This is a genomic window from Rummeliibacillus sp. SL167, assembly GCF_007896505.1.
In the GTDB taxonomy this organism is placed as follows: domain Bacteria; phylum Bacillota; class Bacilli; order Bacillales_A; family Planococcaceae; genus Rummeliibacillus; species Rummeliibacillus suwonensis.
This window is the reverse complement of the sequence record NZ_VCBM01000001.1, coordinates 1,969,124-1,981,887: the sequence shown is the minus strand read 5'-3', so window position 1 is coordinate 1,981,887 and position 12,764 is coordinate 1,969,124. Positions and strand designations below refer to the sequence as shown.

Annotated in this window: 8 protein-coding genes; all 8 read left to right on the top strand. The window is 35.8% G+C overall.

The features are described 5' to 3' along the window. Positions 1–65 precede the first annotated feature (65 nt). The 8 genes from FEZ13_RS08935 (at position 66) to FEZ13_RS08900 (ending at position 12,685) form a co-directional block, all read left to right on the top strand. Positions 66–1,457 carry an aldehyde dehydrogenase gene (locus FEZ13_RS08935; protein ID WP_146549552.1) on the top strand — a complete coding sequence of 464 codons (1,392 nt, stop codon included), beginning with the start codon at positions 66–68 and terminating at the stop codon, positions 1,455–1,457. A 642-nt stretch (positions 1,458–2,099) separates the two neighbouring features. Further along, positions 2,100–3,155, top strand: a complete 1,056-nt coding sequence (locus FEZ13_RS08930) for a M42 family metallopeptidase (RefSeq protein ID WP_146549551.1) — start codon at positions 2,100–2,102, stop codon at positions 3,153–3,155. Positions 3,156–3,172: 17 nt separating this feature from the next. Next, entirely contained in the window at positions 3,173–4,654 is a 1,482-nt protein-coding gene (locus tag FEZ13_RS08925) for a UDP-N-acetylmuramoyl-L-alanyl-D-glutamate--2,6-diaminopimelate ligase (RefSeq protein ID WP_146549550.1), read from the top strand. Positions 4,655–4,786: 132 nt separating this feature from the next. Continuing rightward, positions 4,787–6,556, top strand: a complete 1,770-nt coding sequence (locus tag FEZ13_RS08920; protein ID WP_146552342.1) for a LysM peptidoglycan-binding domain-containing protein — start codon at positions 4,787–4,789, stop codon at positions 6,554–6,556. A 351-nt stretch (positions 6,557–6,907) separates the two neighbouring features. Further along, positions 6,908–8,482 (top strand): peptide chain release factor 3, encoded by a 1,575-nt coding sequence (locus tag FEZ13_RS08915; protein ID WP_146552341.1) that lies wholly within the window; start codon positions 6,908–6,910, stop codon positions 8,480–8,482. Positions 8,483–8,821: 339 nt separating this feature from the next. Then, positions 8,822–9,907 carry an SDR family oxidoreductase gene (locus FEZ13_RS08910; RefSeq protein ID WP_146552340.1) on the top strand — a complete coding sequence of 362 codons (1,086 nt, stop codon included), beginning with the start codon at positions 8,822–8,824 and terminating at the stop codon, positions 9,905–9,907. A 350-nt stretch (positions 9,908–10,257) separates the two neighbouring features. Continuing rightward, positions 10,258–11,043 carry a TerC family protein gene (locus FEZ13_RS08905; RefSeq protein ID WP_146552339.1) on the top strand — a complete coding sequence of 262 codons (786 nt, stop codon included), beginning with the start codon at positions 10,258–10,260 and terminating at the stop codon, positions 11,041–11,043. A 292-nt stretch (positions 11,044–11,335) separates the two neighbouring features. Further along, positions 11,336–12,685: a TrkH family potassium uptake protein gene (locus FEZ13_RS08900; protein WP_146552338.1), complete on the top strand. Its 1,350-nt coding sequence runs from the start codon at positions 11,336–11,338 to the stop codon at positions 12,683–12,685. Positions 12,686–12,764: the final 79 nt, after the last annotated feature.

Here is a 12,764-nt window from a genome sequence, read left to right as displayed (position 1 = left end):
CATGCTATGTAGCTGAAAATAGTATGGATGACTATATCTTTTTTATACGTTGAAGGGGGATCAATATGTCGAATTTTTCAGGGCAAGATGTAGAGCTGATGATAGCTGAACAACGAAATTATTTTTTTTCAAGCGCTACAAAAAAGATCGATTTTCGTAAAGAACAGTTAAGAAAATTAAAGGCGGCGATTAGCCGTTATGAAAAAGAGATTATGCAGGCTCTTCATGATGATCTGCGTAAAAGCGAGTTTGAAGCTTACTCTACAGAAGTAGGATTAGTATTAGAAAGCATTAGTTATATGCAAAAGTATTTGGAAGAATGGATGCATCCAGTAGCAGTAGCTACACCTCTCCATTTTCAACCCGCAAAAAGCTTTGTTGTTAGGGAACCTTATGGCGTTACGTTAATAATTGGACCTTATAATTATCCATTTCAACTTGTTATGGAGCCACTAGTGGGTGCTATTATTGGAGGAAATACGGCGATTGTAAAACCTTCTGAATCAGCTCCGCATACGGCTGCCATTGTAAAGAAAATTATTCAAGAAACATTTGAAGAGAAATATGTCCGATTGGTAGAGGGAGAAGTAGAAGAAACGACAGCGCTTATTCATGCATCATTCGACTATATTTTCTTTACAGGAAGTGTAGCTGTAGGGAAAATTGTCGCAAGTGCTTGTGCTGAACGTTTAACACCCTATACATTAGAACTTGGTGGAAAAAGTCCAGCAATTGTTGACCAAACAGCGAATATTGAAGTAGCTGTGAAACGAATTGTTTGGGGGAAATTTACGAATGCAGGTCAAACTTGTGTTGCACCAGATTATGTACTTGTCCATGAGTCCGTAAAAGTTCCGTTTATCCGTCATTTAAAAAAGGCCTTGCAAAAATTTTATGGAAAGAACCCTCAGGAGAGTCCAGATTTTGGGCGGATTATAAACACCAAACAATTTGATCGTTTAGCGAGCTTGTTAGAAAAGGAATATGATCATATATTATTCGGAGGCTATACAGATCGTGAGGATTTATATATCGAGCCGACAGTTTTACAAGATATTTTTTGGGATAGTCCCATTATGGAAGATGAAATTTTCGGTCCGATCATGCCAATATTAGTTTATGAAGATTTACGTCAGGTCATCCATCAAATTCGGCAAAAACCGAAACCACTTGCAGCTTATTTCTTTTCAGAAACGGATAAGGCGATTCAATTTTTCTTAGATGAATTACCATTCGGAGGTGGATGTATTAATGATACCATTACTCATGTTGCAAGTGTCCATCTACCATTTGGTGGTGTAGGACAATCTGGTGTCCATAATTATCATGGCAAAGCAAGCTTTGAATGTTTTACACATCCTAAATCGATTCTAAAAAAATCAACAAAGCTTTCGAACAATCTTTTATTTCCACCATATAAGCAAAAAGTAAAGCTGGTCAAGACAATTCTACGTTGAAGCAGACTTTCACCTAATGGGAACTTTATCCTTTATTAGGTGTTAGTTGAACCAATCATTTTTCTCGGTGGTGAGAATCCTGTATGGAATAGGATTCTTGCTACCGATTTTTTAATTCTTTGGTGATTGTAATCATGAATCCATTCTGTAAAGGGCATCTTCATTTCTTCGCAGGTTTCGTCATCATACTTTAAAAGTAAGAAAAATCCTCCCACTGTTACAATCAGCATGATAAAATTTAACCAAAACAAAATGACTAATATAAAGCTGATAAAAAAGTAGTAAAATAAAGAATATTAAACGGTGTGTATCATCGGATTGTAAAGTAATCATAAATCAATACCGTTTAATCCTACAGCTAAAGGAATCAATCATCTTTATTAACCAATAAAGTATGTTGATAAGTATGCAGATAATAGCGCCATTTAAGATATGTTACTGGCTATTGATCTTAATAAATGATTGATTGTGTTGATTGAAACAATAGCTGTTAGGATCGATAGCAAAATTGACTTTTTCTTAAGTAAGAATGCTCCACAAAGACACCTCGGATAGTATACTAATACCATCATATATGAATTACTGTTGTCGTAAATTGTCATAGTTTGATATTATGAAAAGAATAGTTGGGGGGCTTATAGAATGACAAGCATTTCTAATGAAGAAGAAACAGTCAAATTATTGGGAAAATTAGCGAATATCGCGAGTCCATCAGGTTACACAATGGATATTATGAAATTTATATCAGGTTTCTTAAAAGAATTGGGTGTACAATTTAAACAAACCAACAAAGGGGCACTAATCGTGACGATTCCAGGTAAAAACGATGAGCGTCATCGATTGCTAACGGCACATGTGGATACGCTTGGTGCAATAGTCAAAGATATTAAACCAAGTGGACGACTAAAATTATCGATGGTTGGTGGATTTAATTGGAATGCGGTTGAGGGGGAATATTGTACCATTCATACTGCATCCGGAAAAAAAGTTCGGGGCACTATCTTGATGCACGAAACTTCTGTACATGTCTACAAAAAGGCAGGAGAACTACCTCGAAATGATGAACATATAGAGGTAAGAGTAGATGAAAAAGTTTTAAATGCTAATGATACGAGAAACATTGGCATTGAAGTAGGCGATTTTGTATCATTTGATCCAAGATTTGAAGTAACAGAAACAGGATTTGTCAAATCTCGTCATCTTGATGACAAAGCAAGTACCGCTTTATTACTTCAATTGTTAAAGACCTTAAAAAAAGAAAAAATAGAATTACCGTATACGACTCATTTCTATATCTCAAATAACGAGGAAATAGGTTATGGTGGCAATGCAAGTATTCCTGATCAGGTTGTAGAATATATTGCGGTTGACATGGGGGCAATTGGCGATGGACAAGCCTCTGATGAGTATACGGTTTCAATTTGCGCAAAAGACTCGAGCGGTCCATATCATTATGCATTGACACATCAATTAGTTTCACTCGCAAAAGCAAATGGAATAGATTATAAACTTGATATCTATCCGTATTATGGCTCGGACGCGTCTGCTGCTATTCGAGCTGGTTATGATGTACGCCATGCTTTGTTTGGTGCTGGTATTGAGTCATCTCATGCCTATGAAAGAACTCATGTAGATTCGCTACGCAACACAGCTGCATTACTGCTTGCGTACGTCACATCATCTATGATTGATGAATAATAGGAGGAACAATTACTATGCAAGCAACACAATTACTACAATGTTTACCAATGAAAAAAGTTATTGGTAATTTACCTGACAATATTAAAGATATTGCGATCGATTCTCGCAGTGTTCAACCAAAAAGTATCTTTGTCTGTATAAAAGGTTATACAGTAGACGGTCATGACTTTGCGCAAAAAGCCGTGGATAATGGTGCGATTGTTGTGGTTACAGAACGACCACTAGATTTACAAGGTGAAGTTACCCAAGTCATTGTTAGAGATACAAATAGAGCACTTGGATTATTGGCGGCTAAATTTTTTGATTATCCGTCAAAGGATATGACGATGTTCGGAGTAACCGGTACAAATGGTAAAACGAGTGTGGCAACAATGATTGAAAGGATTTTGCTAGGCTTCGGGATCCGCTCGGCTTTGAAAGGTACGATTGGCTTTAATCTTAATGGTATTATGTATGCCTCAGGTAATACGACAAGTGACGCATTATCGACACAACAAATGATTTTCCGGGCAAGAGCAGAAGGTTGCCGAGGAATGGTTATGGAAGTTTCCTCACATGGGCTTGTACTAGGAAGAGTAGCAGGCGTTGATTTTGATGTAGCTATCTTTACGAACTTAACACATGATCATTTAGATTTCCATGGTACTATGGAGAACTACGGAAATGCAAAAGGTCTTTTATTCTCTCAGCTTGGACAAGATTTAGAAAAAGATAAGCATGCTGTATTAAATGCGGATGATCCTTGGTCTAAAAAATATGCTGGATTAACTCCCTTCCCAATTTGGACGTATGGTATTAACAGTGAAGAAGCAATGTTCAGAGGAGTAAATTGTCAATATCATGATCATATGACCTATTTTGATATGGTAACGCCAGAAGGGACATTTCCAGTACAACTGCATTTATTGGGAGAATTTAATGTATATAATGCCTTAGCTGCAACGGCGGCACTATATTGTAAAGGCTATGGTATTAAGGATATTATTGAGCAATTAGAAGCGATGGAACCGGTAAAAGGACGTATGCAACAGGTTTCACCAAAAGATTTTCCAATTAGTATTTTTATCGATTATGCCCATACACCAGATGCTATTGAAAAAGCTATTACAGCAGCCATGCCTTATAAAAAAAATAAATTGATTTTCCTAATTGGTACAGGGGGTAACCGTGACAAATCAAAACGCCCAGATATGGCAAAAGAAGCTTCGCGTGCAGATTATGTCGTTCTAACAACAGATGATCCACGCTACGAAGATTACGAGAGTATTATGAATGACCTTGAAAAGGGAATGCAACATGATCAATATAAATGTATTGGTGACCGTGCAGAGGCAGTACGTTATGCAGTCAAAGTAGCTGAGCAGGGGGATATGATTATTTTCGCTGGTAAGGGACATGAAGATTATCAAATTATAGAGAATACTAAATACCCACATAGTGATGCTGAAATTGCACTAGAAGCAGCAAAGAAAAAGTTCAATATTCCTAATAAATAATTATTTCAAATGCTACAAACATTACGGCTGTTTTACATTTTTAGTATTTTTTTATGTTTTTTAGAGGATATAGATTAATAGTTAATAGGAAAGTGATATGATACAAGTATCATAGAAAAAGAAGGGAGAAAAATGAAACTATTAGTTTATAGTAACTCTAATATGGAAAAGAAAAATAAAACCAATAAACTATTAATCGCAGGTATGTCAGCGGTAATTACGACTACTACCATTCCTACTATTTCCTTAGCTGCTGAAAATGATACTATTCATAAACAGGAAATAACGAATGTAGAGCAGAAGCAATCAGATACTAGTTCAGAGATGGAATCAGAAGCTGGAACACCAGTTCCCAAAGATGAAAATGCAGTTGAGGAACAGAAAACACCAACACCAACTGCTAAAGATGATCCAAAAGAAGAAAGTATAGTTGATCCGAATAATGCTTCTAATAGCACAGAAAAACAAGCAGATTCAGATCCAACAATCCAACAACCCAATCTTCAACCTACATCTATTTATAAGCAAAATGTAGAAGAAAAAGAAGTTTCTGCACCACAGCAAAGTGTTAAAGTTTTAGCAAAAGTAACGAGTGTGGGGACTTTTTCTGTCAATTCTTTTATTAACGGGATAGCGCCGATTGCTCGTACTTTAGCCTCTCAAAATGGCTTATATGCATCAGTAATGATTGCACAGGCAACTTTAGAGAGCGCTTATGGGACAAGTAGTTTAGCATCAGCACCTAATTATAATTTGTTTGGTATGAAAGGTACATATAACGGAAATTATGTTCTGATGCCTACTTTAGAGGACGATGGTACAGGGCATTATTCTCAAATAAATGCTAAATTTAGAAAGTATCCATCCTATCAACAATCATTACAGGATTATGTGAATCTCATAAAGAATGGCCTTTCTTGGAATCATGCTTTTTATAAAAACGTTTGGGTCGTTAATACAAGATCTTATCGAGATGCCACAGCTGCATTAACAGGTACATATGCTACTGATACGCTTTATGCGACAAAGTTGAACAATTTAATCGAAACCTATAATTTAACGAAGTACGATACTGGTAATCCTGAAACTGATACATCTGGTGATGAAACTCCTACAGGTTCAACTAAACCATCAACTAGTTCGAATGATACATCCAAAAATACTTACATAATTGTTTCTGGAGATACATTATCCAAAATCGCTCAAAAGTTCAATACGACTGTGTCAAATTTGAAGGCATGGAATGGTTTAACATCTGATTTGATCTATGTAGGACAAAAGATAATAGTCAGCAAATCCTCTCAAGTGGTAGTGCCGACATCCAACAATACACCTATTACAACCAATACAACAAGTAGCAAAACATACAAAGTGGTAAAAGGTGATACACTATCTGGGATAGCTCAAAAGTACAAAACGACTGTATCCAATTTAAAGAAATGGAATAACTTAAAATCCGATCTGATCTATGTAGGCCAAAAGTTATATGTAAGTAAAACTGCATCCACTACAAAGACAACAACGAAAAGTAAAACCAGTACGCCTGTGTCATCTAGTTCAACTAGCTCAGCCATTACTTATAAAGTTCAACAGGGTGATTCATTGTATGTTATCGCAAAAGTATACAATGTCTCGATTGCTGATTTAAAAACATGGAATCATTTAAAAACAGACACGATTTACATTGGGCAAAAAATAAAAATCGAAAACAAGAAAAAGGTTGTAACTGCTTCAACGGTTACAACAAAATCGACAGAGGCAAAGAATTATACTGTTAAAAGTGGTGATTCTTTATCAGTTATTGGCAAAGTATATGGTGTATCAGTAGCCAATCTAAAAATATGGAATAACTTAAAATCCGATTTGATTTATGTTGGGCAAAAACTTATCGTAAAAAAATAGTATTCTTAGAAAGTGGGGGTATTACGATCCCCACTTTTTTTGTTATAATTGAAAGGTTAAGTTTTGAAGTTGAAAATAATTGTTCAAAATAGATAAATCGACATTTAAAATAGTGAGGAATGTGATAGCCAGTGTAGAAAAAGCTACCAGTTAGATATTTTATATCGCATGAACAGACAATAAGATCCTCTTTCAAGAATTTCTAGTAAAAAGGGGATTAATCAACGGGATCGGTTGCCTGTAGATTGCCAGATGGTTTAACGAACATACAGTGGGAGAGGAAGATAATTTCCCGCTGTATGAAGTTTTACTTATATAAAATCAGAATTTTATAGAGGAGTTAGAAAAAACATGAGCTCGAAGCTAGAACAAGATATATTAACACGTCGTACGTTTGCCATCATTTCTCACCCAGATGCTGGTAAAACGACAATGACTGAAAAATTATTGTACTTTGGTGGTGCCATTCGTGATGCGGGTACTGTAAAAGCCAAAAAAACCGGGAAATTTGCAACATCTGACTGGATGGAAATCGAAAAGCAACGTGGGATTTCTGTAACGTCATCTGTTATGCAATTTGACTATAATGGTTGTCGCGTCAATATTTTAGATACACCTGGACACCAAGATTTCTCCGAAGATACGTATCGTACCTTGATGGCTGTAGATAGTGCAGTCATGATTATCGATGCTGCAAAGGGGATTGAAGCACAAACATTAAAATTATTTAAAGTTTGTAGTATGCGTGGCATACCTATTTTCACTTTTATCAACAAATTAGACCGCCAAGGGAAAGAACCATTAGAGCTAATTGAAGAATTAGAAGAAGTTTTGGGAATTCAAGCTTATGCGATGAATTGGCCAATCGGTATGGGAAAAGAGTTCCTTGGCATTTATGATCGATACAATCATCGTATCGAACAATTTCGTACAGAAGAGGAAAATCGTTTCTTGCCGTTAGATGAAAATGGGCAACTTGCTGTTGAGCATGATATGAAAAAAACATCTTATTATTCACAAGCAATGGATGATATTGCACTTTTAAATGAAGCTGGAAATGACTTTTCAAGGGAGCAAATTATTGAAGGAAAACTTACACCTGTCTTCTTCGGTTCTGCTTTAACAAACTTTGGTGTTCAAACATTTTTAGAAACGTATTTACAATTTGCGCCAACACCGCAACCACGTTTAACAGAAGATGGGAATACGGTAGACCCTTTAGAAGATGAATTTTCAGGATTCGTGTTTAAAATCCAAGCCAATATGAATCCAGCACACCGTGATCGTATCGCTTTTGTACGTATTGTTTCAGGTAAATTTGAGCGGGGTATGAATGTGACTTTAACACGTACCAACAAGTCCTTTAAAGTTACGCAATCGACAAGATTTTTAGCGGATGATCGTGAAACAGTAGATGAAGCTGTTGCAGGCGATATTATTGGGTTATATGATACTGGTAACTATCAAATCGGGGACACTATTGTGGGTGGTAAGAAAACATTCCAATTTGAAAAGTTGCCACAGTTTACACCTGAATTATTTGTGCGAGTAACAGCGAAAAATGTAATGAAATCAAAACACTTTCATAAAGGAATCGAGCAGCTTGTACAAGAAGGGGCAATTCAATATTACAAAACATTGCACACCGAAGATATTATTCTTGGTGCTGTTGGTCAATTACAATTTGAAGTGTTCGAAAATCGTATGAAAAACGAATACAATGTTGAAGTACGCATGGAGCCAATCGGCAATAAGATAGCTCGTTGGGTCGAAAATGAGGAAGATGTCAAGGAATCCATGTCAAGTCAACGAAGTGTACTAGTGCATGACCGATTTGATAATCTTGTATTCCTATTTGAAAATGAATTTGCAATGCGCTGGTTCCATGATAAAAATCCAGATATTAAATTGTATAGTTTACTTTAATCATCTAAGCGTTTGAAGAGAAACTATAAAGGGTAACTATCCTTTTCTTAGGCTCTTCAACAAAATATAAACCATAAAAATATTTGTTGTTTCTTAAAAAAGTGACTTATGAAATAAACTCTGTTGAAAATCTCAAAGAAATACCATCCTATGCGAGGAGCACAGAATGCTGTTAAACTATTGCAGTATTTTGTGCTCTTTTTTCATTAAGCTTTATTGAAGATTTGTAAAGATTAAGTTAAAACCATATAACAACGCATATATATTGATAAAATTATGATAAACGGATGTAAATATGTCGCCATTCTGATTTCAAATAGATAGAAAGAAGGTAAATGAATGACAACAGCTTTTTTGACAGGGTTTCCGGGGTTTATTGCAAGCAGAATTATCAGCGAGGGGTTTACAAATGATTATTATGAGCGAGTTTATACGATTGTTCTAGCCACTCAATTGGAAAAAGCGGAACAGGAAAAGGAAAAAATTCTATCACAATTTTCGGATAAAGAGATTGTGATAATTGAGGGGGATATTACTTTACCACAATTAGATTTAAATGATGAAACAGTTATTATGCTACAAGATCAGGTGGAAGTTGTGTGGCATTTAGCGGCTATTTATGATTTAGCGGTACCACGACCAATCGCTTGGAAAGTCAATGTCCATGGTACGGAGATGATGAATCTTTTTGTTGAAGATTTACCACATTTAAAACGGTATATTTATTTTAGTACTGCATATGTTGCGGGAACTCGTAAAGGAAATTTGTTGGAAACAGAACTTACTGCTCCAGACAATTTTAAAAACTTCTACGAGGAAACAAAGTTCGAAGCAGAATTATTGGTTGATAAGCTGAAAAATCATCTACCAGTAACGATTATTAGACCAGGTATCGTTTGTGGAGATTCACAAACGGGGGAAACGATTAAATTTGATGGACCTTATTTTCTACTTAATATGATTGATAGACTGAAAAAGTTACCTATATTACCTTATATAGGCCAATCAGATGCCCGAATCAACATAGTTCCTGTGGATTATATATATCGTGCATCCCTATATTTAAGTGAGTTAGAGGAAGCGAAGGGAGCTACCATACATCTAACAGATCCAAATCCTCATCCAGTACAAGAAGTGTATCGTGCATTTGTGAAAGAAATTACAGGTAGAACACCGAAAGGACGTATTCCCTTAAATCTTGCGCAAGCATCGCTAAGTATATATACGATCCGTAAAAGACTGGGTGTGGAACATGAGGCGTTAGACTATCTAACATGGAATGCTAGCTTCGACACAACAGTTGCAACTACTTTGTTAAAAGGTTCAGGCATTAAATGCCCAGATTTTATCAGTATCATTCCGACTATTGTCAAGTATTATAAGGAATATAAAAATGACAAGAATCATCAAATCGAAATAAAGTAAAATTTTCCACAATGGGTATATATTCTAGAGGACTCAAGCCCCCTTTGCTTCTGGTCATATAAATGAACAATAGGAAATTATTATGGTCATCCTAATTTTTTTCTAATCAAAGTGCCTGATATTTTAGTTTACTTTTAGGTTATTATCCGATATACTAAGTTCACAGATAAATACTTTTGACATGGTTGTCAAAGGGGAGTAGCTATAGGGAAACCTACCTTATAATCGTCATTACATGGCTTAACTGTCATCGGTTATGAGAGCAAGATTACTTTTAACAATTGCTAAGCGAGACCTTTGCCTTTATAGGCAGAGGTCTTTTATTTTTTGGATAAAAAGGAGGAAAATGGATGGAAACGATATTATTGGAATATGGTTGGGTATTATTAGTACTTATTGTTTTGGAAGGATTATTAGCCGCTGATAATGCTGTAGTTATGGCAGTTATGGTAAAACATTTACCACGAACAGAACAGAAAAAGGCGTTGTTTTATGGTTTATTAGGTGCATTTGTGTTGCGCTTCGGAGCGCTGTTCTTGATCACATTTTTGGTTAACTGGTGGTGGGTACAGGCGATTGGGGCCGCTTATCTATTGTTTATCTGCTGCAAGCATATTTATGAGGTGCGAAAACATAAAGACGGTGAGCAAGAACCAGAGAAGGAGAGAAAAGCATCTGGTTTCTGGGCTACAGTTGTAAAAGTAGAATTAGCAGATTTGGCCTTTGCTATTGATTCGATGTTGGCAGCAGTTGCACTTGCGGTGACTTTGCCCCAACTAGGTAACTTCCATATCGGTGGCATCAATGGCGGACAGTTTTTAGTAATGTTCTTAGGAGGTATTATTGGTTTAATCATTATGCGATTTGCTGCGCAATGGTTTGTACGTCTATTACAATCATATCCATCCCTTGAAACAGCTGCATTCTTAATCGTCGGCTGGGTAGGTGTGAAACTGACTGTGATGACCTTAGCGCATCCTAAAGTCGGCTTTTTAGATGAACACTTTCCACACTCAGTACTTTGGAAAAGTATATTCTGGAGCGTTTTAGTATTATTAGCGCTTGGTGGTTATTTTACAAGTATACGCAACAAGAAAAAGTCTAAGATAGAGGACGTAAGACCAGTAAAAAAATAAAGTGAAACTTCGTGCATTGGAGTTTCACTTTATCATCTGCTTGTTACCAGAGTTTTGGCGCAGGGGACATACGGCCTGTTAACGAGGGATAAAAGAGGGCTAAAAGAATAAATATTGAGAGAATCCAATCCATTAATTTTTTCGGAGAGGATTTTTTTATTGAATCTGGGGAAAAATTATAGAATATGGTGAAGAAGATGAAATATGACAAATAGTCTAATGCTCTTTCTTTTTTGCTCATTTTTCAATACAATAGTTGGTATGCTGGGTTCAAGGTGAAAGGATCGATATTATGGGTACAGCTAAAGATTTAAATAGGCGTTCAACGCCATTTCAAGCGATCGTTTCTTACTATTTCGTCGCTATAGCTCTATCATTTATTCTTCTAATATTACCAGGTGTACATAAAGAAGGTGTACATGTTTCATTATTAGATAGTTTGTTTACAGCTGTTAGCGCGGTAAGTGTAACGGGATTAACAGTGGTTAATGTTTCTGAAACATATTCTGTATTTGGCATTGTCATGCTGTCAGTCATTATGCAATTCGGGGCCATTGGAATTATGTCATTGGGAACCTTTACATGGCTCTTATTAGGGAAAAAAATTGGACTGCGTGAAAGACAACTAATCATGGTAGATCATAACCAATATAATCTTTCAGGTGTCGTCCATTTAATCAAAGAGATTATCAAAATTTTATTGACCATTGAGATTATTGGCGCAACCATTTTAACGTTGTATTTTACACAGTATTTTGATACATTCCAAGAAGCATTCTACAATGGTGTATTTGCAGCGATTTCAGCTACTACAAATGGTGGTTTTGATATTACAGGGAATTCTTTAAAATCATTTCACCATGATTATTTTGTTCAACTGATCAATATGATTATGATTGCGCTAGGTTCAATTGGTTTTCCTGTGTTAATCGAAGTGAAAAATTTTCTATCAAACAAAAACCAATATTTTAAATTTTCTTTGTTTACTAAAATAACAACATCCACTTATGCATTGTTATTTGTAGTTGGTTTTTTAGTCATTTTACTATTAGAATCTTTCCATGCTTTTAAAGGAATGAGCTGGCATGAGGCATTGTTTACAGCGATGTTCCATTCGGTTTCTGCACGTTCGGCTGGGCTTACGACAGTCGATGTGACAAGTTTTAATGATGCAACAAATATTTTTTTGAGTATTCTTATGTTTATCGGTGCATCGCCTAGCTCTGTAGGTGGAGGTATTCGGACAACTACTTTTGCAATTGCAGTTCTGTTCTTGATTAACTTTGCTAGAAACAAACAAGATATTCAAATTTTCCATCGTGAAATTCATGTAATTGATGTATATCGATCATATGTAGTGATTATTCTATCCACTTTCTTGGTGGTTCTGGCGACAATGATTTTGTCTTTATCAGAGTCCCACGCGACATCCATGCAGATCTTATTTGAAATTACATCAGCATTTGGTACTTGTGGGATGTCACTTGGTTTAACAGAACATTTATCGGTCATTGGAAAAATAACCATAATGATCTTAATGTTTGTAGGACGTGTAGGGATCATTTCGTTCTTGTATTCCATTGGGGGTAAACCTGAAAAGACAAATTTCCATTATCCAAAAGAGAGAGTCATTATTGGGTAGTTGAATGAAAATTTAAAAAAGGGAAAAAGGAAAATTTTCTACAAATCCCTTTTTCCTCTTTTTATTCATATATGGATCA

Bases quoted from the DNA above. Each gene is read 5' to 3' on its own strand.
- FEZ13_RS08920 (WP_146552342.1), top strand. From the start codon at position 4,787: ATGAAACTATTAGTTTATAGTAACTCTAATATGGAAAAGAAAAATAAA.
- FEZ13_RS08915 (WP_146552341.1), top strand. From the start codon at position 6,908: ATGAGCTCGAAGCTAGAACAAGATATATTAACACGTCGTACGTTTGCC.
- FEZ13_RS08925 (WP_146549550.1), top strand. From the start codon at position 3,173: ATGCAAGCAACACAATTACTACAATGTTTACCAATGAAAAAAGTTATT.
- FEZ13_RS08935 (WP_146549552.1), top strand. From the start codon at position 66: ATGTCGAATTTTTCAGGGCAAGATGTAGAGCTGATGATAGCTGAACAA.
- FEZ13_RS08900 (WP_146552338.1), top strand. From the start codon at position 11,336: ATGGGTACAGCTAAAGATTTAAATAGGCGTTCAACGCCATTTCAAGCG.
- FEZ13_RS08930 (WP_146549551.1), top strand. From the start codon at position 2,100: ATGACAAGCATTTCTAATGAAGAAGAAACAGTCAAATTATTGGGAAAA.
- FEZ13_RS08910 (WP_146552340.1), top strand. From the start codon at position 8,822: ATGACAACAGCTTTTTTGACAGGGTTTCCGGGGTTTATTGCAAGCAGA.
- FEZ13_RS08905 (WP_146552339.1), top strand. From the start codon at position 10,258: ATGGAAACGATATTATTGGAATATGGTTGGGTATTATTAGTACTTATT.